This is a genomic window from Oceanicola sp. 502str15, from assembly GCF_024105635.1.
Lineage (GTDB): Bacteria > Pseudomonadota > Alphaproteobacteria > Rhodobacterales > Rhodobacteraceae > Vannielia.
This window is the reverse complement of the sequence record NZ_WYDQ01000001.1, coordinates 101,227-121,050: the sequence shown is the minus strand read 5'-3', so window position 1 is coordinate 121,050 and position 19,824 is coordinate 101,227. Positions and strand designations below refer to the sequence as shown.

At 68.5% G+C, this 19,824-nt stretch carries 22 protein-coding genes; 13 read left to right on the top strand and 9 right to left on the bottom strand.

Annotated elements, in window-relative coordinates; genetic code table 11:
- Nucleotides 1-74: 74 nt before the first annotated feature.
- On the top strand, nt 75-554 hold the full coding sequence (gene msrB / locus GTH22_RS00565) for a peptide-methionine (R)-S-oxide reductase MsrB (protein WP_252942602.1): 480 nt from the start codon (nt 75-77) through the stop codon (nt 552-554).
- A gap of 136 nt (nt 555-690) precedes the next feature.
- Here msrB and GTH22_RS00560 read toward each other — a convergent pair whose 3' ends face one another.
- Genes GTH22_RS00560 through GTH22_RS00545 form a run of 4 tightly spaced genes read right to left on the bottom strand, consistent with a single transcriptional unit; the run spans nt 691 to nt 3,244 of the window.
- Entirely contained in the window at nt 691-1,383 is a 693-nt protein-coding gene (locus tag GTH22_RS00560) for a nitroreductase (RefSeq protein WP_252942601.1), read from the bottom strand.
- Nucleotides 1,384-1,387: 4 nt separating this feature from the next.
- Entirely contained in the window at nt 1,388-1,948 is a 561-nt protein-coding gene (locus GTH22_RS00555; protein ID WP_252942600.1) for a biotin transporter BioY, read from the bottom strand.
- The gene (locus tag GTH22_RS00550; protein ID WP_252942599.1) at nt 1,945-2,562 is read right to left on the bottom strand and encodes an energy-coupling factor transporter transmembrane component T; all 618 of its coding nucleotides are present in this window, start codon (nt 2,560-2,562) and stop codon (nt 1,945-1,947) included. The genes GTH22_RS00555 and GTH22_RS00550 overlap by 4 nt, the downstream gene beginning before the upstream one ends.
- Entirely contained in the window at nt 2,537-3,244 is a 708-nt protein-coding gene (locus GTH22_RS00545; RefSeq protein ID WP_252942598.1) for an energy-coupling factor ABC transporter ATP-binding protein, read from the bottom strand. The genes GTH22_RS00550 and GTH22_RS00545 overlap by 26 nt, the downstream gene beginning before the upstream one ends.
- Nucleotides 3,245-3,561: 317 nt before the next feature.
- Here GTH22_RS00545 and hemP point away from each other — a divergent pair, with 317 nt between their 5' ends.
- The 9 genes from hemP to GTH22_RS00500 all read left to right on the top strand — a co-directional run bounded on the left by hemP (nt 3,562) and on the right by GTH22_RS00500 (nt 10,912).
- Nucleotides 3,562-3,717, top strand: a complete 156-nt coding sequence (hemP, locus tag GTH22_RS00540) for a hemin uptake protein HemP (RefSeq protein ID WP_252942597.1) — start codon at nt 3,562-3,564, stop codon at nt 3,715-3,717.
- Nucleotides 3,714-4,190: a hypothetical protein gene (locus GTH22_RS00535; RefSeq protein WP_252942596.1), complete on the top strand. Its 477-nt coding sequence runs from the start codon at nt 3,714-3,716 to the stop codon at nt 4,188-4,190. Before hemP ends, GTH22_RS00535 begins: the two co-directional genes overlap by 4 nt.
- Before the next feature lie 37 nt (nt 4,191-4,227).
- Complete coding sequence (locus GTH22_RS00530) at nt 4,228-5,484, top strand: imelysin family protein (protein ID WP_252942595.1); 1,257 nt, start codon at nt 4,228-4,230, stop codon at nt 5,482-5,484.
- Between the two features lie 116 nt (nt 5,485-5,600).
- Nucleotides 5,601-5,846, top strand: a complete 246-nt coding sequence (locus GTH22_RS00525; protein WP_371928304.1) for a bacterioferritin-associated ferredoxin — start codon at nt 5,601-5,603, stop codon at nt 5,844-5,846.
- Nucleotides 5,843-6,328 carry a bacterioferritin gene (bfr, locus tag GTH22_RS00520; RefSeq protein ID WP_252942594.1) on the top strand — a complete coding sequence of 162 codons (486 nt, stop codon included), beginning with the start codon at nt 5,843-5,845 and terminating at the stop codon, nt 6,326-6,328. The genes GTH22_RS00525 and bfr overlap by 4 nt, the downstream gene beginning before the upstream one ends.
- Before the next feature lie 196 nt (nt 6,329-6,524).
- Nucleotides 6,525-8,036, top strand: coding sequence for a di-heme oxidoredictase family protein (locus GTH22_RS00515; protein WP_252942593.1), 1,512 nt, complete (start codon nt 6,525-6,527; stop codon nt 8,034-8,036).
- 67 nt (nt 8,037-8,103) lie between these two features.
- On the top strand, nt 8,104-9,087 hold the full coding sequence (locus tag GTH22_RS00510) for an imelysin family protein (RefSeq protein ID WP_252942592.1): 984 nt from the start codon (nt 8,104-8,106) through the stop codon (nt 9,085-9,087).
- A gap of 24 nt (nt 9,088-9,111) precedes the next feature.
- Nucleotides 9,112-10,200 carry a DUF1513 domain-containing protein gene (locus GTH22_RS00505; RefSeq protein WP_252942591.1) on the top strand — a complete coding sequence of 363 codons (1,089 nt, stop codon included), beginning with the start codon at nt 9,112-9,114 and terminating at the stop codon, nt 10,198-10,200.
- Between the two features lie 85 nt (nt 10,201-10,285).
- Nucleotides 10,286-10,912: an ImuA family protein gene (locus tag GTH22_RS00500; protein WP_252942590.1), complete on the top strand. Its 627-nt coding sequence runs from the start codon at nt 10,286-10,288 to the stop codon at nt 10,910-10,912.
- A 31-nt stretch (nt 10,913-10,943) separates the two neighbouring features.
- Here GTH22_RS00500 and GTH22_RS00495 read toward each other — a convergent pair whose 3' ends face one another.
- Entirely contained in the window at nt 10,944-11,387 is a 444-nt protein-coding gene (locus GTH22_RS00495) for a DUF1489 family protein (protein ID WP_252942589.1), read from the bottom strand.
- 113 nt (nt 11,388-11,500) lie between these two features.
- Here GTH22_RS00495 and GTH22_RS00490 point away from each other — a divergent pair, with 113 nt between their 5' ends.
- The 3 genes from GTH22_RS00490 to GTH22_RS00480 all read left to right on the top strand — a co-directional run bounded on the left by GTH22_RS00490 (nt 11,501) and on the right by GTH22_RS00480 (nt 15,878).
- Nucleotides 11,501-13,762, top strand: coding sequence for an adenosylcobalamin-dependent ribonucleoside-diphosphate reductase (locus GTH22_RS00490; RefSeq protein WP_252942588.1), 2,262 nt, complete (start codon nt 11,501-11,503; stop codon nt 13,760-13,762).
- A gap of 62 nt (nt 13,763-13,824) precedes the next feature.
- Nucleotides 13,825-14,829, top strand: coding sequence for a Hint domain-containing protein (locus tag GTH22_RS00485; RefSeq protein WP_252942587.1), 1,005 nt, complete (start codon nt 13,825-13,827; stop codon nt 14,827-14,829).
- A gap of 44 nt (nt 14,830-14,873) precedes the next feature.
- Nucleotides 14,874-15,878: a Hint domain-containing protein gene (locus tag GTH22_RS00480; RefSeq protein ID WP_252942586.1), complete on the top strand. Its 1,005-nt coding sequence runs from the start codon at nt 14,874-14,876 to the stop codon at nt 15,876-15,878.
- On the opposite strand, the gene GTH22_RS00475 is transcribed toward GTH22_RS00480, so the two are convergent.
- From GTH22_RS00475 to hisS, 4 genes are all read right to left on the bottom strand, one after another.
- Nucleotides 15,875-16,477: a hypothetical protein gene (locus GTH22_RS00475; RefSeq protein WP_252942585.1), complete on the bottom strand. Its 603-nt coding sequence runs from the start codon at nt 16,475-16,477 to the stop codon at nt 15,875-15,877. The genes GTH22_RS00480 and GTH22_RS00475 overlap by 4 nt on opposite strands.
- A 65-nt stretch (nt 16,478-16,542) precedes the next feature.
- On the bottom strand, nt 16,543-17,235 hold the full coding sequence (gene hisG, locus GTH22_RS00470) for an ATP phosphoribosyltransferase (RefSeq protein WP_252942584.1): 693 nt from the start codon (nt 17,233-17,235) through the stop codon (nt 16,543-16,545).
- Entirely contained in the window at nt 17,232-18,332 is a 1,101-nt protein-coding gene (locus GTH22_RS00465) for an ATP phosphoribosyltransferase regulatory subunit (protein ID WP_252942583.1), read from the bottom strand. The genes hisG and GTH22_RS00465 overlap by 4 nt, the downstream gene beginning before the upstream one ends.
- Entirely contained in the window at nt 18,332-19,801 is a 1,470-nt protein-coding gene (gene hisS / locus GTH22_RS00460) for a histidine--tRNA ligase (RefSeq protein WP_252942582.1), read from the bottom strand. Before hisS ends, GTH22_RS00465 begins: the two co-directional genes overlap by 1 nt.
- Nucleotides 19,802-19,824 lie beyond the last annotated feature (23 nt).

The window sequence follows — 19,824 nt, the reverse complement described above, 5'->3', positions numbered from 1 at the left end:
CCAGGCCAGACTTGCCCGGCCGGGGCACCCCACCACAGACGATGCGACCGCAACGAAACCCAAGGGAGACCGCCATGAACCGCCGAAATTTTCTTTCCGCCTGCGCCGCGACCCTGCCAGTGGCGCTCGTTCTCAGCCCGCGCCTGCTCGAGGCCGCCGAGGGCAACTTTGAAATCACCCGCAGCAAGGCCGAGTGGAAGGCCATGCTGACCGACACCGAATACGCCGTGATGCGCGAAGAAGAGACCGAACGCGCCGGCACCAGCCCGCTGAACGACGAGAAACGCGCCGGCACCTTTGCCTGCAAGGGCTGCGACCTGCCGCTCTATTCCTCCGAAGCCAAGTACGACAGCGGCACCGGCTGGCCGTCGTTCTGGCAGTCGCTGCCAGATGCCATCGGCACCAAGGAAGATCGCAAGCTGTTTTCGGTGCGCACCGAGTGCCATTGCCGTCGCTGCGGCTCGCATCTGGGCCATATCTTCGATGATGGTCCCGCGCCCACCGGCAAACGTCATTGCCTCAACGGGGTGAGCCTCAAGTTCTTCGCAGCCTGAGACGACCCGTTTGAAGCACGGCCCCCGGCTCCTCCGTCCGGGTAGGCCCCCGCCCGCCCCACGTCATCCCTCGTTGGGGCGGGCGCCCTTTTCAGGGCATCTGAAAGCAGCCGGGGCACATCGCCCCTTCCCCCTTTCAGAACCCGCGCATCTCCGCAAACACCTCAAGCGGCTCGCGCGCCGTGCGCACCGCATTGGCCGGATGGTCTGTGTCGGCCCGCCCCAGCGCAATGCCGCAGACCACGATCTCGTCTTCCGGCAGGTCCAGCGCCTCGTGCACAACGTCGCCGTAATGCGCCAGTGCGCCGAGCCCGCAGGTCGCCAGCCCGCGCCCTTCCGCACTTGCCAGCAGCGCCATGATTGCCATGCCAAGGTCCATGAAGCAGCCCTTGCCCATCGCCTTGTCGATCGTCACCACGATCCCGACCGGAGCGTCGAAGAAGCGGTAGTTGCGGTCGAACTGGCGCCGCCGCCCGTCGAGGTCGCGCTTCTCGATGCCAAGCGCCTCGTAGAGCGCATAGCCCGCGGCCCGCTGCCGGGCCTTCAGCTCGGGCGGCATCTTCTTGGGGAAGTAGGAGTATTGCGCCACCTGCGGCCGCCCGTCGGCAATTGCTTCGGCGAGCGCGTCCGAAAGCGCCTTCAGCGGGCTGCCGGTGAGGGCCACGAAGCGTCCGGGCTGAAGGTTGGCGCCCGAAGGGGCCCGGCGGGCATCGGTGAGGATCGCCTCTACCGTGTCTCGCGTTACCGGCTCGGGCAGAAACCCGCGCACCGAGCGCCGTTGTGCCAGCGCCTCGCTGACACTGGGTGCCCGGTGGCCGCTGGCCTCCATCGGCTCAGCCCCGGCTCGGAAGCGCGCCCGGTCGTGCCTTGGCCAGCGCCTGCGTGATCAGGGCCGCCAGAACGCATTTGATGATGTCGCCGGGGATGAACGGAAGCGCCGCCACCGCAACAGCCTCGCCCAGCCCAGCCGGCTTGGCGATCATGTACCAGGCCAGCGCCACCGCGTAGAGCGCCGCGATTCCGCCGATCGCGGCCCCGGTGGCCGCGCCCGCCGCCACCGGCAGGCTGCGCATCCGCTCCATCACCAGCCCCGCCACGAAGGCGGCCACCGGAAAGCCCACGAAGAAGCCGGCCCAGGGTGTCATCAGCACGCCCAGCCCGCCCCGGCCCCCGGCCAGAAGCGGCAGGCCGATCAGCGTCAGAAGGCAGAACAGCGCCGCCGCCGCCGCGCCGCGCCACGCGCCCAGCACCGTGCCGCAGAGCATGATCCCGAGGGTCTGCGCCGTGATCGGAATGCCCGAAGCCAGCGTCAGCTTGGGGATCAGCCCCAACACAGCGATCAGCGCCGCAAACAGCGCGATCATCACAACATCCCGTTCGGAAACTCTGCTCATTCTCTTGCCCCTTCGCTCAATCCGCCCCGCGCCCGCAGCGCTTCGGCCACCCGTTCTGCATCGTCCAGCGCAAGGCCCGCAAGTGGCGCGGCGATGCGCCATCCGGGCCGTTTGCGCGCAGACCGCGCCCTGTAGCTTTCGGCCAGGGCCGCGCCCTTGGCACTTAAGACCGGGATAAACCGGATGACCAGTGAAATGGCAAGCTCCAGCGGCCGGGTTCGGATGCCGAGCCAACGCAGCGGCGTGGTGATCCAGTGCAGCACCGCGAGCATGTCGGCCAGCCGCGTCGTCATCGTCACCAGATTGGCCAGCGCCACCGCGCTCACCAGCCGCAGCACGATCACCGCGCCTTCGGCCAGCGTGCCCGTGGCAATGTGCCAGACCGCGATCAACGCCACGAAAAGCGCCACCGGGCGCAACGCGGCGGCGCCGGCCCTGGCAAACCCTGCGCCCGGAGCGGCGTAGAGCGCAGCGACGACAGCGAGCGCGGCGAACTGCCCCCAAAGGGAGCCCAGCGCGAACAACCCCGTGGTCGCCACGCAAAGCAGACCCAGCTTCAGCCCGGCGGGCAGCCGGTGATAGGGCGTCTCAACCGGCGAGGTCAGTGAGATCATCGCTCGCCCCCTCCATCGCCGCGCCAAACCGCGCCAGCACCGCCTCTGCCGGTCCATCGGCCTCCACCGCGCCACCTTCGAGCCAGATCACCCGGTCGAAGCCTGCCAACGCGGCCGGGTCGTGCGAGATCAGCACCACCTTCTGCTCCAGTGCTGCAATACGGCGGTGCAGCGCCCGCGTGGTCGGAATGTCGAGCCCGGCGAAGGGCTCGTCGAGGATCAGCCAGTCGGGCGCCATCGCCAGCACCGCGATGAGGCACAGCAAGTGGCGCTGCCCACCGCTGAGGCTGCCCACCGGACGGTCCCACCAATGCGCCTTGTCGAACTCCGCCAACGCGGCGCGCGCGGCGCGCTCGGCATCCTTGCGGCCCTGTTGCGCGAGGCCAAAGGCCACCTCCTCGCCGCAGGTCGGAAAGATGATCTGGTGATCGGGGTTCTGAAACAGGATGCCCACCCGCGCCAGCGCCGCCCTGCGGTCGGCAAACAGGTCATCGCCCGCAACGCGCACCGTGCCCCGGCTCGGGGCGATCAGCCCGGCCAGCAGCCGCGCCAGCGTGCTCTTGCCCGACCCGTTGCGCCCCACGATGCCCACCCGCCGTTCGCTCAGCACAAGGTTCATCGGCGCAAGAATCTCGCGCCCCGCCACCTCGTAGCCCGCATTCTCCAGTCGGATCTCGCCCATCTCACCCCGCTTCGCTCCGCCCGCCCTAGCCCGAAACGCCCCGTAATTGAAGGGCCTCGCGGCGCAGATTTGTCCGACTAAAATTATCGGAATTGACTTACCCTAGCAATTCACTCAGAATTAACCCGACTCCCAGCCACCCCGCCCGAGGGACAGCCCGGAAACGTCGCCAGACCGGAGACACCAACAAAAGGCGGACCCATGAGAAACGCGCTACCAAGTGACCCGTATTCGACCCTCCTCCAAAGCTTCTTCTGCCGCCACTACGGCGCGGGTGAAGCCCGGCTTTTTCGCCGGATCGTCGCGGAGATCCGGGCATGAACGCACATGTGAGCACCCCCTCGGCCACCGCGCTGCCCCTGCACGACGCGCGCTCGCTGACCCAGGGCGGCATCCAGGCCATGATCGAACTCGACGGGCAAACCTATTTCCTGCGCATCACCCGCGCCGGAAAGCTGATCCTGACCAAATGAAGCGCGCCGATTTCTCTCAGGCCCATCCGGCGCCCCGCCCGCCTCGCGGCGGGGCACCTGTTGGCCGGGTCGAAGAACTCACGCCCGCAGAACTGGCCGCCATCGCCTACCTGCGCATGACCCTCACCGGCAACCAGCGTGCCGTGGCCGAGGATTTCACGCTGCTGCTCGGCACCGATGATGGTGCCGAGGCCCATGCCGCCTTCCACCGGCTGGCCGCCGCGCTTTCCACCCGCAGCCGGATCTTTCCGCATCACGCGCCGGGCTGCACCTGCTACGGCGGCGACGAAAGTGCCTTCGCCGGCCTGCTCGGCGCTGCCGCAGAGGGCGATGAAGAGGCCGCCATGGGCTTTGCCCTCCATCTCTTTTCCGGCCACCCGCCGCTCGGGCTTCTGACCGCCGCCGCCCGCGCCGGGCTGGCGCTTTCGCATATGGCAGGGCTGCTCTCGGCAGCGCCCCGCGCCGTTCACTGAACCCAAGAAACCAACTCCAACAGGACAGTAAAGACCCATGACTTCCAAGCTCAAAGCCACGCTCCTCGCCACGGCCTTCGCCGCGCCCCTTCCGGCGCTCGCCGGCCCCGCCGAGGTGCTCGCCAACTATGCCGACATCGCTCAGGCAGGCTATGAAGACAGCCTCTCCACGGCCCAGACCCTCGCCGCGGCCGTCGATGCCCTCATCGCCGAGCCCTCCGATGTCACCTTGGAAGCCGCCAAGCACGCATGGCTCGCCGCCCGCGTCCCCTACCAGCAGACCGAGGTGTTCCGCTTCGGCAACGCGGTGGTCGACGACTGGGAAGGCAAGGTCAACGCATGGCCGCTCGACGAGGGGCTGATCGACTATGTCGAAGGCGGCGGCGCAACGGATGAAAACCCGCTCGCCGGGCTGAACGTGGTCGCCAACCCCACGCTCACCATCTCCGGCGAAGAGATCGACGCCAGCGAGATCACCCCGGCCCTGCTGTCCGACACGCTGCACGAGGCCGATGAGGTCGAGGCCAACGTGGCCACCGGCTACCACGCCATCGAATTCCTGCTCTGGGGCCAGGACCTGAACGGCACCGAGCACGGCGCGGGCGCTCGCCCCTACACCGATTACGCCAGCGGTGACGCCTGCACCGGCGGCAACTGCGACCGCCGCGCCGCCTATCTCAAGGCCGCAACCGAGCTGCTGATCACGGACCTCGAAGAAATGGTCGCCGCATGGGGCGAAGGTGGCGAAGGCCGCAGCGCCGTGACGGCGGATGAAACCGCCGGCCTCACCGCCATCCTCACCGGCATGGGCTCGCTCTCCTACGGCGAGCAGGCCGGCGAGCGGATGAAGCTCGGCGTCATGCTGCACGACCCCGAGGAAGAGCATGACTGCTTCTCCGACAACACCCACAACTCGCACTACTACGACGGGCTGGGCATCCAGAACGTCTATCTGGGCGAGTATCAGCGGGTCGATGGATCGGTGGTTAAAGGCGAAAGCCTGGCCTCCCTCGTGGCCGCCGCCGATCCGTCGCTGGACGCAGAGCTGACTGCCGCGCTGGCGCACACCATGCGCGAACTCGGCCAGATCAAGACCGCCGCCGAAGCGGGCTATTCCTATGACCAGATGCTCGCCGCCGGGAACGCCGAAGGCGAGGCGCTGGTGATGGGCGCGGTCGACGGGCTTGTGGCCCAGACCCGCTCGATCGAGCGCGCAGTCACGGCGCTCGGCCTCGACGGGCTGGACGTGGAAGGCTCCGACAGCCTCGACAACCCCGACGCGGTCTTCCAGTAACCCGCGCCCCTCAGGCGGGTGCGCCAAAACCGCCCACCTGAAACCCTCAACACCCTCCGGGGCGCCCCCCGCGCCCCGGACCCTCCAAGACCGAAGCCAGCCAAGGGCCTGCCGAAATGATCGTCTGCCACTGCCAAAGCATCAACGACCGCGATATCCACGCCGCCATCGACTGGATGCGCGCCGCCGACCCGAAAACGATCATCACCCCCGGCAAGATCTACCACGCGCTTGGCAAACGCGCCGACTGCGGCGGCTGTATGCCCCTGTTTCTCTCCACAATGCGTGCTAATACCAATCTGGAGGTTCCGCCCGAGTTGCGCGGCCTCAGAACGCATCGCAGGAGAGGAAAGAGCGCATGAAAGGCGACGAAAAGGTAATCGAATACCTCAACGCAGCACTCCGGTCGGAACTGACCGCCGTCAGCCAGTATTGGCTGCACTACCGGATGCAGGACGACATGGGCCTGAAGGGCCTTGCCGACAAGTCGCGCGAGGAAAGCATCGAAGAGATGCACCACGCCGACAAGCTGATCACCCGCATCCTCTTTCTTGAAGGCCACCCCAACCTGCAAAAGCTCGACCCGCTGCGCATTGGCGAGACTCCCAAGGAAATGCTCGAGGCCGATCTGGCCGCCGAGCACGAGGCCCGTACGCTCTACAAGGAAGCCCGCGACCACTGCGAAAGCGTGGGCGATTACGTGTCCAAGAACCTGTTTGAAGAGCTGATGACCGACGAGGAAGGTCACATCGACTTCCTCGAAACCCAGCTCGATCTGCACGACCGCGTGGGCGAGCAGAACTACGCCCAGATCAACGCCTCCACCGCCGCCGACGCCGAGTAACCCGGGCTGCAAAAAACACCGTCATCCCCGGGACTGACCCGGGGATCTCGCGCCACCGGAGATCCTCGGGTCGAGCCCGAGGATGACACCCGCAAACGGCGCTAGCCGAATAATCCGGGGGCCTCGCGCGTATCCCCCGTGAAGCACCTTCCCGCATCCCCAAGGGGGTGCGCCCACAAACCGACTGCGCCCGCCCATGCCCCTCCGCCTCTCCCTCCTCCTCACGCTGCTGGCCGCCCCCCTCGCTGCGCAGAACCTGACCGACGACCATCTCGCCGTGACGCCGCGCACCAAGGCCGAAGCCGCCCGCATCGCGGCTGTCACCGCCCCCGCCACAGCCTTCACCGCGCCCGAGGCCTTCGAGCAAAACCCTGGTGGCGCGGCCACCGTGCGCCGTCGCGACAATGCCGATGCCTTCTCCCAGCCCTCCGGCAACATCGACTTCGCCCGCGAACTCGATTTCAAGCTGGGCAACGGCCTGTTCCGAAAGCTCTGGGTCTCCGCCCCCTCCTCTACCCTCGCGTCTGACGGTCTCGGCCCGCTCTACAACGCCCGTTCCTGCCAGCGCTGCCACCTCAAAGACGGGCGCGGTCACCCGCCCGAGTCGGGCGAGAACGATGGCACCACCATGTTCCTGCGCGTCTCCGTCCCCGGAGGCCCCAAGGACGGGATCGACGAGATCGCCGATTACATCGCCACCCTCCCCGAACCCACCTACGGCGGCCAGATGCAGGACCACTCCCTGCCCGGCATCCCGGCCGAATACCGCCTCGGCATCACCTATGAGGAAATCCCGGTGCCGCTCTCGGGCGGCGAAACCGCCTCGCTCCGCGCCCCCACCTACACGGCTGAAAACCTCGGCTGGGGCCCGCTCGCGCCGGACGCCATGCTCTCCCCCCGCGTCGCGCCGCAAATGATCGGCCTCGGGCTGATCGAGGCGATCCCGGCGGCGGACATCCTCGCAAATGCTGACCCCGACGACACCAACGGCGACGGCATCTCGGGCCGCGCCAACATCGTCTGGTCGCTGGAATACGACAAACCCATGCTGGGCCGCTTCGGCCTCAAGGCCGGAATGCCCACCATCCGCGAACAATCGGCAGCCGCCTTCGCCGGTGACATCGGCATCTCCTCACCCCTCCACCCCGACGGCTTTGGCGATTGCGCCCTCGCTCAGGCCGCCTGCCAGCAAGCCCCCCACGGCGATCAGGATGCGCGCGGCTTCGAAATCGCCGATGACGGGCTCGACCTGGTCACATTCTACTCCCGCAACCTCGCCGTCCCGGCCCGCGTTGCGGCGGAGGATCCGCAGGTGCTGCGCGGCAAGCAACTGTTCTACGAAACCGGCTGCATCGCCTGCCACACCCCCAAGTTCGTCACCCACCGCCTGCCCGAGCAGCCCGAACAGAGCTTCCAGCTGATCTGGCCCTATTCCGACTTCCTGCTACACGACATGGGCGAGGGCCTGGCCGACCACCGCCCCGAGGCCCGCGCCACGGGGCGCGAATGGCGCACCGCCCCGCTCTGGGGCATCGGCCTCACAAGCCAGGTCTCCGGCCACACGCAGCTTCTGCACGATGGCCGCGCAAGAAACCTCCTCGAAGCCATCCTCTGGCACGGCGGCGAGGCGCAATCCCAGCGCGACGCCGTTGTCGACATGCCCCCGCCCGACCGCGCCGCCCTGCTCCGCTACCTCGAAAGCCTCTGATCCCTTGCCCCCCGGCCCCGTCAGGCGTAGGGCGGGACTTGTCCCGCCGACCTCGAAAGGACTCGCCATGCGCAGCCTCTTCGCCCTCACATTCCTCCTCGCCGCCCCGCTCCACGCCGGCGTGCCGGAGGCCATCGAGGGCCACATCCTCCCCCGCCACGCCGCCTTCGCCGAAGCCGCCACCGCGCTCGACACCTCAGCGCAGGCCGATTGCACCGCCGAGGCGTTGAAACCGGCCTATAACGGGGCCTTCGACGGCTGGATCGGCATTCAGCACCTCGCCCTCGGCCCCCTGCAGGAGATCGGCGGCCCGCTGGCGCTGCAATTCTGGCCCGACGCCAAGGGCTTCACCGCCCGCCAGCTCTCCATGCTGACCGGGGCCGCCGACCCGTCCACCACCACGCCGGACGGCTTTGCCGCGCAATCCGTGGCGGTGCAGGGCTTCATGGCGCTGGAGCGGATGCTCTATGACGAGGCCTTCTCCGATTACGCCGCCGGCAGCTACTCCTGCGCGCTGGTGCAGGCCATCGCCCACGACATCGCCAGCAAGGCCGGTGCGCTGAACGAGGGCTGGCCCGCCGCCGCCCAAGCCCTGCGCACTGCAGGCGAGGCCGGCAATGCCACCTACCTTGCCCCCTCCGAAGCCGCGCAGGCGCTCTTCACCGCGCTCATCGCCGGTATCGAATACAACGACGACGCCCGCCTCGCCCGCCCGCTGGGCTCCTTCGAGCGCCCCCGCCCCACCCGCGCCGAGGCCTGGCGTTCTGATCGAAGCCAGCGCAACCTCGCGCTGTCACTGGCGGCGCTCGAAGAATTCGCCCGTCTGCTGGCAGACGGTCATGCCTCGGAGTCCCAGGCCCTCTTCGATGACGCCGAAGCCTGGCTTGCCGATCTCGACGAACCCCGCTTCGAAGGCGTGGCCGAGCCAACCGCCCGGATGGGGATCGAAAGCCTCACCTCCTACCTCGGCCTGCTGAAAGAAACCGCCGCCGCCGAAGTGGGCGATCACCTGAACGTCGGTCAGGGCTTCAACGCGCTCGACGGCGACTGATCCGACACCACAGGAGACACCCCCATGCTCCCCCGCCGCCACTTCCTCGCCGGCCTCGCCGCCGCCGCCTCCCTGCCCTCCGCCTCATGGGCCGATGCCGGTGCGCCCGCCTATCTCGCCGCCGCGCGCACCCCCGATGGCAGCTATGCACTCTGCGGCCTCTCCCCCGCCGGGGCCGAGCGCTTTCGCCTCCCGCTGCCTGATCGCGGCCACGCCGCCGCGGCCCATCCCTCGCGCCCCGAAGCCGTCGCCTTCGCCCGCCGCCCGGGCCGCTTCGCGCTGGTGATCGACTGCGCCTCTGGCCGCCAGACCGCGCGGCTCGACGCCCCCGAAGGGCGGCACTTCTATGGCCACGGCGCCTTCCTGCACGGCGGCAAGGTGCTGGCCACCTCGGAAAACGACTATGAGGCCGGGCGCGGGGTGATCGGCCTCTGGGCTCCCGACGAGGGCTACGAACGCATCGGCGAGGTGCCTTCCGGCGGCATCGGCCCGCATGAGATCCTGACCCTGCCCGATGACGCCTCCCTGCTGGTCGCCAACGGCGGGCTGCAAACCCACCCCGACCGGGCGCGCGAGGTGCTGAACCTCGCCACCATGCGACCCAACCTCGCCGTCGTCTCGCCCGACAGCGGCCCGCTGGATGTGTCCGAACTGCCGCCCGAACTCCGGTCCAACTCCATCCGCCACCTCGCCCTGCGCCCCGACGGGCTGGCCGGTTTCGCGATGCAATGGCAGGGCGACCTGTTGGAGCCGGTGCCGCTGCTGGGTCTCTGGAAGGCCAGCGCGGGGCTCCGGCTCTGCGAGGCACCGCCGGCACGGGCCATGGCGATGCAGGGCTATGCCGGCTCGGTCGCCTTCTCGGGGGATGGTGCCGGCGTGGCAATCACCTCTCCGCGCGGCGGCGAGGTGCAGGTGTTCGGCAGCGAAAGCGCCCGGCTCGAGGCCCATTGGCAACGCCCCGACATCTGCGGCCTTGCGCCGCTGGGCGATGGGTTCTTGGCGTCGGACGGCATGGGCGGTCTGTTCTCGGTGTCTCGCGGCGGCGAGGCTGTGCCGCTGGCCCGGCATGAGGCGAGCTGGGACAATCACCTCGTGCCGGTGCGCGGGGTGTGAAGGCTCCCGGAGATATTTGCAGCAAGAAAATGAACAGGGCCCGGCGCAGGTTTACAGAACAAAGCATGAACAATATGCTTGCGCCATGCCCCGTGACCCGCTCTCCCACATGCCCCACCGCCCGCGCCGTACCTGCGTGGTGGCGGGAGAGTTTGCGCTGGCCACAGGGCGGGTGCACGAGCTTTGCGGCCCGTCACGGCAGGGGCTGGCGCTCGCGGTGGCCGGGCGGCTTTCCGGCGCGGCGGGGGCTTCCCTGATCTGGATCACGCGCACCAGCGAGCAGGCGGCCCTCTGCGGAGCGGGGATAAGCCAGTGGGTGGATCCGGGGCGGATGCTGCTGGTGCAGGCGGGCCGGACCGACGAAGTGCTCTGGTGCATGGAGGAGGCGCTGCGGTCGGGGGCATCCCCGCTGGTGGTGGCCGAGCTGGGCGCGCCCCCTGGCATGGTGCCGGTGCGGCGGCTGCATCTGGCCGCAGGGGTGCCGGAGGGCACCGCGCCGCTGGGGCTGATCCTCACTCCCGGCGAAGGCGGGGCACCGGGGGTGGAAAGCCGCTGGCATGCCGCCCCCGCCCATGGCCCCGGCCTCACCCGCTGGCACCTGCAGCGGCTGCGGGCCCGGATGGCGCCCCCCGCCGCATGGCATTTCACCCTGTCCGCGCCCCGCGCCGCGCCTGCCCTCTCTCCGCTGCCCGCGCTGGAACAAAGCGCCTAGGCCCTGCCCGGCCCGCGCCAAGGCGCCTGAGTTACAGGATGCCGATATCCGCCAGTTTCGCCCGCAGCTCGGGCGGCAGGTCGGTGTCGCCTTCGCGCCGTTCGGCCAGATCGGGCGGCGCGTCTTCGGGCTTGAGGTAACGCCAGCCCTGAAACGGGCGGCGCACCGCCGGGGCCACGCGGATCAACTCCGGCGCCAGAATGATCCCGCAGCGCCGAATCCCGTCGCCGCCGATCACTTCATCAAGCCGCACCACCCGCTGACGCGCCTGAATCACCCCCTTGATCACCCAATAGAGCGAGCCGCCGTTCAGCAGCGCCTCCTCCTGCTTCGGCCACATACGCGTCACATGCCGCGACGTCGCCTCGCCACTCTCGCGCCGCCGCTGCGCGCGCCATGCCTCAAGCTGCTCCAACGAGTCCACGCCGACGCAGAGCTTCACAAGATGTATGGTGTTCTTTTTCTGTTCGCCCATATGTGGTAGTGTAATTTCCCTGCACCGATTCTGCCAGATTCCCCGCGCCCTGCCTTTGCCCTGCCGGTGTGGCGGGCTACACTCCGGTCTCGCACAGCGCCAAGGACACCGCCATGACTGCCTTCACCGCCCCGATCGCCGAAGCCATCTGGGACATGAAATACCGTTTCAAACAGGCAGATGGCACGCCCATCGACGAGTCGGTGGAGGACAGCTGGCGCCGCGTCGCCCGCGCGCTGGCCGAGGGCGAATCCGATGCCCCGGCACGCGAGCAGGAATTCTACGAAGCCCTCTCCGATTTCAAATACCTCCCCGCTGGCCGCATCCTCGCAGGCGCAGGCACCGCCCGCGCCGTTACCCTGTTCAACTGCTTCGTCATGGGCACGGTTCCCGACTCGATGGGCGGCATCTTCGACATGCTGAAGGAGGCCGCGCTGACCATGCAGCAGGGCGGCGGCATCGGCTATGATTTCTCCACCATCCGCCCCAAGGGCGCCGCCGTCTCGGGCGTGGCCGCCGATGCCTCCGGGCCTCTCTCCTTCATGGATGTCTGGGACGCGATGTGCCGCACCATCATGTCCGCCGGCTCCCGGCGCGGCGCGATGATGGCCACCATGCGCTGCGACCACCCCGATATCGAGGCCTTCATCGCCGCCAAGTCCGACCCGGCGCGCCTGCGCATGTTCAACCTCTCGGTGCTGGTGAGCGATGCCTTCATGGAAGCCGTCAAGGCCGATGGCCCCTGGGAGCTGACCTTCGGCGGCAAGGTCTTCCACACCCTTCAGGCCCGCGACCTCTGGAACCGCATCATGCGCTCCACCTACGATTACGCCGAGCCGGGCGTGATCTTCATCGACCGCATCAACGCGATGAACAACCTCAATTACGTCGAGCAGATCGCCGCCACCAACCCCTGCGGCGAGCAGCCCCTGCCGCCCTATGGCGCCTGCCTGCTCGGCTCGATCAACCTCGCCAAGCTGGTCACCGATCCTTTCGAGGCGGGCGCGAAAATCGACATCGACGCGCTCACCAAGCTCACCACCACCGCCATCCGGATGATGGACAACGTGGTCGACGCCTCCCGCTTTCCCCTTCCGGCACAGCAGGCCGAGGCCCAGGCCAAGCGCCGCATCGGCCTCGGCGTCACCGGGCTGGCCGACGCGCTGCTGATGACAGGCCTGCGCTACGGCTCCGACGAGGCCGCCGCGCAAACCGAGGCCTGGCTCAAGGCCATCGCCCGCGCCAGCTACCTCGCCTCCGTCGAACTGGCCAAGGAGAAAGGCCCCTTCCCCCTGTTTGACGCCGAGCCCTACCTCGCCTCCGGCACCATGCAGGCGATGGACGAGGACGTGCGCGAGGCGATCCGCGCCCACGGCATCCGCAATGCGCTGGTCACCTCCATCGCCCCCACCGGCACCATCTCGCTCTACGCCGGCAACGTCTCCAGCGGCATCGAGCCCGTCTTCGCCTATGCCTACACCCGCAAGGTGCTCCAGCCCGACGGCTCCCGCATTGAAGAGGAAGTGGTTGATTACGCAGTGCAAATGTGGCGCGACCTGAAGGGAGACGCCCCCCTCCCCGACCACTTCACCAACGCCCAGACCCTGCCGCCCTCCGAGCACGTCAAGATGCAGGCGGCGGCGCAGAAATGGATCGACAGCTCGATCTCCAAAACCATCAACTGCCCCGAAGACATCGACTTCGAGTCCTTCAAGGACATCTACCTGCAAGCCTATGAAACCGGCTGCAAGGGCTGCACCACCTATCGCCCGAACGACGTGACAGGCTCGGTGCTTTCCGTCTCCGAAAAGACCGAGGAGGAAGCCAAACCCGATCAGGATGGCGAGGTGATCTACATCTCCGAGCCGCTAGACCGGCCCCAGGCGCTTGAAGGCAACACCTACAAGCTCAAGTGGCCCGACAGCGAGCACGCCATCTACATCACCATCAACGACGTGGTGGTCGGCTCCCAGCGCCGCCCCTTCGAGGTCTTCATCAATTCCAAGAACATGGAGCACTTCGCCTGGACGGTCGCCCTCACCCGGATGATCTCCGCCGTGTTCCGGCGCGGCGGAGATGTCTCTTTCGTGGTCGAGGAGCTGAAGGCCGTGTTCGACCCGCGCGGCGGTGCCTGGATGCAGGGCAAATACGTGCCCTCGATCCTTGCCGCCATCGGCGGGGTGATCGAGCGCCACCTTATCGCCATCGGCTTCATCGCGGGCGAGGGCATGGGCCTCAAGTCCGACCCCCAGGCCGAAGTGGTCTCCATCGGCGCGCCCCGCGGCAAGTCCTGCCCCTCCTGCGGCCAGTTCACCATGCAGATGGTCGAAGGCTGCATGACCTGCGCCTCCTGCGGCCATTCCAAATGCGGTTGATGCTCACCGGGCATTAACCATTCGCTCCTATACCCGGCGCCAGCAACAACGCGGGCCCGGGCATGGCGCTTCACACAGTCCACGTCTACGACAAGAGCTATATCTCCACCGACGAGCCCGACTTTTCGTGGCCCGACGCGGGGCAGTACAGCTATGGCACCAGCACCATTACCATCCAGCCCGGCGCCACCAGCCAGCCGGTCACGGTGGACGACCCGAATGATACCTCCTTCGATGATGACGACCCGGAGCCGCAAACCCTGGGCGGCGGGCCCTATACCATCAACGGCACCTCCTATGGGCCCGGCACGGTAATCGAGGCCGAGTATCTGCTCCAGGTGCAGGACAGCCTCGGCACCAGCTACTACATCGCCGCCGTCTCGCTCACCGGCGATCCCTACAACATTCAGGGCTTCACGGTGCACGGGCCGCTGCCACCGATGGGCGAGCCGCTGACCGTCGTTGCCGGGTGGGAGGGCTATCTGAACGCGGTGCCCTACACCAGTTCGACCCCCTCCTGCTTCGAGGCGCGCACCCGCATCGCCGTTCCCGGCGGATGGCGCGAGGCGCGCGCACTGCGGCCCGGGGATCGCGTTTCGCTCGCCAGGGGCAGCAGCGCCGAGGTGGCCCTCGTGCTGCACCAGCAAGCCCGCGCCGGGCCGGAGCGGGAGGCGCGCCCGGTGCGGCTTCGGGCCGATGCGCTGGGGCGCGGCCAGCCCGAGCGCGACCTCACGCTCTCGCCCCAGCACCGGGTCTGGGTCGAGGCGCTGGGGGCGCTCGTGCCCGCCCGCGCCCTCATCCGCCTGCCCCGCATCGGCCTCCTGCAGGGGCGGCGCCTCATCGACTACGTGCACATCGTCCTGCCCCAGCACGCCCTGCTGCTGGCAGAGGGGTGCCCGGCCGAGAGTTTCTGGCCCGGTCCCGTTGCGCTCGCCGGCCTCCCCCCACGCACCCGTGGCCGCATCCGCGCCATCATGGGCCCCGCACCCTGCCCCTGCGCCCCGATGCTCGCCATGCGCCCCGCCGAGCGGGCGCTCACCGCCCTGCCCCCGCTCACGGCCCGTTAACCTCGTTGCGCTAAACCCCTGCCTGCGCAGCACAAGGCCCGCTCATGGCAGAGTATACCCTCCCCGTCTTCTCACTCTCCGATATCTCCACCAGCGACCCCGACGGCTTTTCCGACAATGGCGGCTACCAGTTCGCCATCGGCACCGACACCGTCACCATCTCGCCCAGCGCCACCAGCCAGGACGTGACCATCACCGACTGGGAAGAGAACTTCTTCGATGATGACGCCGGCGGCGCGCAGGTGCTCACCACGCCCACCACGATCAACGGCACCCCCTACGGCGCGGGCACCAATATCGAGGCCGAATACCTGCTGATCGTTCAGGACAGTGTCGGCACCCAATACACGCTCCAGTTCGTCTCCATGAACAATGACGCTTGGAACATCGAGGGTTTCACCGTGCACGGCGCCCTGCCGCCCGCGGGCGAGGCGCTCACCATCGTGGCCCGTGGCGATGCGATCAACGATGCCCTCACCTACGCCTCCGCCCTGCCCTCCTGCTTCGCGGCCGCCACCCGCATCGCCACGCCGGACGGCTGGCGCGAGGTGCGGCACCTGCGGGCCGGCGACAGGGTCAGCCTCGCCTACGGCGGCACCGAAGCGCTGGCCATGGTCCTGAAAAGTCGTGAGAAAATCGGCGGCAAACGGCGGCGCAAGCCGGTGCGCCTGCGGGCCGGGTCGCTCGGGCCGAACTGCCCCGCGCAGGATCTCACCCTGTCGCCCCAGCACCGGGTGTTTCTGCCCGCCCTCGGGGCGCTGGTGCCCGCACGCGCGCTCACCGAACTGCCCCGCATTGGGCTGGTCCACACCCTCAGTAGCATCGACTACGTGCACCTCGTCCTGCGCCGCCATGCCATCCTGCTGGCCGAAGGGTGCCCGGCCGAGAGCTTCTGGCCCGGGGCCATGTCGCTCGCCGGCCTCAGCCCCGCGAGGCGCTTGCGCATCCGCGCCATGATGGGCTCCAACCCGCAGCCCGCCGCACCGTTCCTCTCGATGAAGGAGGCCAGGGCCTGGCTGCGCGAGAGCCCGCTGCGCCGCGCGGGTTAACCCTCGTCGTCGCCCTTGGCCATGGCCGCCAGCGCCGCGAAGGAGCGCATGGCCTCTTCCGGGTCGGCGCCCGCCGCCACGCCAAAAATCCCCGCCGGCGGCGCGGGCGCTTTCGGGGCGCCCGGAAGGTCCAGCGAGTCGGGGTCGTCCCCCGCCCGGATCGTGAAACCGCCGCCACCGCCCGCACGCAGCGCGCCGAAGTCCAAGGTTTCATGGGGCGAGGGGATCTTGCGCCACCCCTCGGTGACAAAGACCTGCGCCGTGCCGCACCCCGGCCAATGCTTGCCGGTATGGCCCACCATCACCACCGGCACCCCGTCATAGACGATATCGCCATCGCCCACCTCGATCTCGCCGGTCACGAAATGCGGACAGCAGGCGTTGCCCAGATCGACCTTCGGGATGCGATAGGGTGCGCCCACCGTGGCAATCCGGCGGCCTTGGTAGCTTGGGCCAAAGTGCAGCGGCACCGCGATATGGCCAATGCCCCCTTCGCTCACAACCTGCGCCCCCTCGAAGGCCACATAGACATTGCGCCGCGCCAGCCACTCCAGCAGCAGGCCAATCTCTTCCTCGAACATGCCTTTGAGGTCTATCATCTGCCGCCGCCCTGTTTCCGCCGGGGCAATGCTATGCCCCGCAGCCCCCGAGCGCAAACGCCGGATCAGAGCCCAAGCCGGTCCTTCAGCGCATTCAGCCGCGTCCGGTCTTCCTCCGACCAATCCGCGCCCCGCGCCCGAAACAGCGTTGCCTGGCTGCGATGAACCGTCCCATCCGTCAGCACTTTCAGATGGTTGGCCCGCATCGTCTCGCCCGAAGAGGTGATGTCGGCAATCGCTTCCGCCGTTTCGTTCTTCACTGTGCCCTCGGTGGCGCCCTGGCTGTCGATCAGCGCGTAGTCGGCCACGCCTTCCTGCCGCAAAAACTCGCGCACCAGCCGGTGGTACTTGGTGGCGATCCGCAGCCGGTGGCCATGGACGGCCCGAAAGGCGGCGGCGGCGGCGTCGAGGTCATCCAGCGTATCGACATCTACCCAGAAGGCCGGCACCGCGATGACAAGGTTGGCATGGCCAAAGCCCAGCGGCTCCAACTCTTCGATCCGCTGCTCCCAGCTCGCCACCTTTTCGCGGACAAGATCAGTGCCGGTAACCCCCAGATGAATCCGTCCCTCCGCCAGCGCCGCCGGAATTTCGCCCGCGCTCAGCAGATGCAGCTCGCACCCCTCCACGCCCTCCACGGCGCCCGCATATTCGCGCTCGCTGCCGGTGCGTTTGAGGCCCACGCCCCGCGCGCCGAACCAGTCGAACGTCTTTTCCATCAACCGGCCCTTGGAGGGCACACCGAGTTTCAGCATCACCCCGCCTCCCCGATCTCGCTCAGCAGCGCCGGGCGGATCACCGCGCCCACGGCCGGAATTTCGCGGCCCTGCCCCAACACGCGGCACAGCGCATCGTAGCGCCCGCCGCTGGCAACCGCGGGCAGGTCGGGGCGTTGCGGGGCGAAGAAGCCGAAGACGAAGCCATCGTAATATTCCAGCAGCGTCCGCCCGAAGGAGCCTTCGAACTCGAGCGCCGACAGGTCCACCCCGGCATCGGCCAGCGCGTCGAGCCGGGCGGCAAAGGTGTCGAGCGCCGGGGTCAGCGCGGGCATGTCCACCGCCAGGTCGCGCAGGTGCTCCAGCGCATCCACCGGCGCGGCGCGCACGCCCAGCAGGTCGTCGAGCAGGCCCAGCTCGGCCTCCGGAATCGGCGGCTCCTGTGCATCGGCCTGCAGCGCCGCAACCCGCGCCAGAACCTCCTCCGCCCGCCGCAGCCCGATGTCGGGGCCGGCCCCCGCCAGCACCTTTTCAGCAGGCTCGCCCGCCAGACGCGCCAGCAGCGCGGCCCGGCTCGGCGGAACCTCCGCCCGCCCGCCGTAGCGGTCGAGCAGCGCCCGAAACCGGCGCGGCCGCCAGAGGTGCCGCATCAGCGCGGCGCGGCGCTTTTCGCTGGTCGAAAGGCCCGCCACCGCCGCGCTCAACACCCCGATATCGCCAATCGCCGCCCGCAGGCCGCGCCCGGCAAGGCATTGGGACATAAGCGCAAAAATCTCCGCATCGGCGCGGGCGCGGTCGCCCCTGTCGAACAGCTCAAAGCCCACCTGCTCAAACTCCGAGGGCCGCCCGCTGTCGTGCTCCTGCATCCGAAACACGGTGCCCGCGTAGCAATAGCGCGCCGGCTCCTGCCCCTGCGCCATATGCGCCTGCACCACCGGCACCGTGAAGTCGGGCCGCAGCATCAGCTCGCCGCGCAGCGGGTCGTGGGTCACATAGGCGCGGGCCCGGATTTCTTCGCCATAGAGGTCCAGCAGCGTGTCTGCGGGTTGCAGCACATCGGCCCCCACGCGCAGCGCGCCCGCCGCCTCGAAGAGGCCGATGAGGCGCGCAACCTCCTCGCGCGGCACGTCCTTGAGCATCAGCTACGATCCAGCATCTTGCGGACTTCGGCCACGAGGCTGTCGCGGGCCACCTCCACCTGCGCCGGTTGCTCGGCCCATTCCTCGCGGGTCAGCCCCTCGGCCAGCTTGGCGCCCAGCACCAGATCCTTCAGCTGCACCACGCCCCGCTCGGCCTCGTCGCCGCCCTGGATCACCGCCACGGGGGAGGCGCGTTTGTCGGCGTATTTCAACTGGTTGCCAAAGTTCTTCGGGTTGCCAAGGTAAACCTCGGCGCGAATGCCCGCGCCGCGAAGCTCGCCCACCATCGCCTGATAGTCGCCCATCCGGTCCCGGTCCATCACCGTCACCACCACGGGCCCGGCCGCGGCGCCAGAGGTCCGCCCCTTCGCCCGCAGCGCTGCCAGCAGCCGGTCGACCCCGATCGAAACGCCGGTCGCCGGAACCGCCTGCCCGGTGAACCGCTTCACCAGGTCATCATAGCGCCCGCCGCCCGCCACCGAGCCAAACTGGCGCGGACGGCCCTTCTCGTCGGTGATTTCAAAGGTAAGCTCCGCCTCGAACACCGCACCGGTGTAATAGCCAAGGCCGCGCACCACCGAAGGATCAACCTCGATCCGGTCCGGCCCGTAGCCCTGCGCCGCGAGCAGCGCCGCGATCTGCTCCAGCTCCGCAATGCCCTCGGCCCCGATGGCGCACTCCCCCACGGCGGCGCGCAAATTCGCGAATGTCTCTTCCGCGGCCTCTGCCTTCGAGGTCAGAAACGCCACCACCGGATCGGCCTGGGCCGGCTCCAGCCCGACCCCGTCGATGAAGGCCCCGCTGTCATCCTTCCGGCCCTTGCCCAGAAGCTCGCGCACGCCCGCTTCGCCCACCTTGTCGAACTTGTCGATGGTGCGCAAAACCGCCGCGCGCTGGCCCTCTTCCTCAAGGCCCATGCACTCCAGCACGCCGTTCAGAACCTTCCGGTTATTGACCCGCACGAGGTAATCCCCGCGCTCGATCCCCACCGCCTCCAGCGTGTCGGCCAGCATCGCGCAAATCTCGGCATCCGCCGCAGGCGAGGCCGAGCCAACCGTATCCGCATCGCACTGATAGAACTGCCGAAACCGCCCCGGCCCCGGCTTCTCGTTGCGCCAGACCGGCCCCATCGCATAGCGGCGATAAGGCGAAGGCAGGTCATTGCGATACTGCGCCGCCACCCGCGCCAGCGGCGCCGTCAGGTCATAGCGCAGCGCCACCCAGCCAGAATCCTCTTCCTGCCAGGCAAACACCCCCTCGTTGGGCCGGTCGACATCGGGCAGGAACTTGCCCAGCGCCTCCACCGTCTCCACCCCGCTCGTCTCCAGCGGATCGAAGCCGTAAAGCGCGTAGACGCGGGCAATCTCGGCCAGCATGGCGTTGCGCTCGTCCACCTCCGCGCCAAAATAGTCGCGGAAGCCCTTGGGCGTCTCGGCCTTGGGCCGGGGCTGCTTCTTTACCTTTGCCATGTCTCGGAGGCCTCGCTCACCAG

Excerpts from the sequence above, each read along its gene's own strand:
- GTH22_RS00555 (WP_252942600.1), bottom strand. The coding sequence starts at position 1,948 with ATGAGCAGAGTTTCCGAACGGGATGTTGTGATGATCGCGCTGTTTGCG.
- GTH22_RS00560 (WP_252942601.1), bottom strand. The coding sequence starts at position 1,383 with ATGGAGGCCAGCGGCCACCGGGCACCCAGTGTCAGCGAGGCGCTGGCA.
- GTH22_RS00545 (WP_252942598.1), bottom strand. The coding sequence starts at position 3,244 with ATGGGCGAGATCCGACTGGAGAATGCGGGCTACGAGGTGGCGGGGCGC.
- msrB (WP_252942602.1), top strand. The coding sequence starts at position 75 with ATGAACCGCCGAAATTTTCTTTCCGCCTGCGCCGCGACCCTGCCAGTG.
- GTH22_RS00535 (WP_252942596.1), top strand. The coding sequence starts at position 3,714 with ATGAAGCGCGCCGATTTCTCTCAGGCCCATCCGGCGCCCCGCCCGCCT.
- GTH22_RS00480 (WP_252942586.1), top strand. The coding sequence starts at position 14,874 with ATGGCAGAGTATACCCTCCCCGTCTTCTCACTCTCCGATATCTCCACC.
- GTH22_RS00465 (WP_252942583.1), bottom strand. The coding sequence starts at position 18,332 with ATGCTCAAGGACGTGCCGCGCGAGGAGGTTGCGCGCCTCATCGGCCTC.
- GTH22_RS00475 (WP_252942585.1), bottom strand. The coding sequence starts at position 16,477 with ATGATAGACCTCAAAGGCATGTTCGAGGAAGAGATTGGCCTGCTGCTG.
- GTH22_RS00495 (WP_252942589.1), bottom strand. The coding sequence starts at position 11,387 with ATGGGCGAACAGAAAAAGAACACCATACATCTTGTGAAGCTCTGCGTC.
- GTH22_RS00515 (WP_252942593.1), top strand. The coding sequence starts at position 6,525 with ATGCCCCTCCGCCTCTCCCTCCTCCTCACGCTGCTGGCCGCCCCCCTC.
- bfr (WP_252942594.1), top strand. The coding sequence starts at position 5,843 with ATGAAAGGCGACGAAAAGGTAATCGAATACCTCAACGCAGCACTCCGG.
- GTH22_RS00510 (WP_252942592.1), top strand. The coding sequence starts at position 8,104 with ATGCGCAGCCTCTTCGCCCTCACATTCCTCCTCGCCGCCCCGCTCCAC.
- GTH22_RS00485 (WP_252942587.1), top strand. The coding sequence starts at position 13,825 with ATGGCGCTTCACACAGTCCACGTCTACGACAAGAGCTATATCTCCACC.
- GTH22_RS00505 (WP_252942591.1), top strand. The coding sequence starts at position 9,112 with ATGCTCCCCCGCCGCCACTTCCTCGCCGGCCTCGCCGCCGCCGCCTCC.
- GTH22_RS00550 (WP_252942599.1), bottom strand. The coding sequence starts at position 2,562 with ATGATCTCACTGACCTCGCCGGTTGAGACGCCCTATCACCGGCTGCCC.
- GTH22_RS00525 (WP_371928304.1), top strand. The coding sequence starts at position 5,601 with ATGATCGTCTGCCACTGCCAAAGCATCAACGACCGCGATATCCACGCC.
- hisS (WP_252942582.1), bottom strand. The coding sequence starts at position 19,801 with ATGGCAAAGGTAAAGAAGCAGCCCCGGCCCAAGGCCGAGACGCCCAAG.
- GTH22_RS00500 (WP_252942590.1), top strand. The coding sequence starts at position 10,286 with ATGCCCCGTGACCCGCTCTCCCACATGCCCCACCGCCCGCGCCGTACC.
- GTH22_RS00490 (WP_252942588.1), top strand. The coding sequence starts at position 11,501 with ATGACTGCCTTCACCGCCCCGATCGCCGAAGCCATCTGGGACATGAAA.
- GTH22_RS00530 (WP_252942595.1), top strand. The coding sequence starts at position 4,228 with ATGACTTCCAAGCTCAAAGCCACGCTCCTCGCCACGGCCTTCGCCGCG.
- hemP (WP_252942597.1), top strand. The coding sequence starts at position 3,562 with ATGAACGCACATGTGAGCACCCCCTCGGCCACCGCGCTGCCCCTGCAC.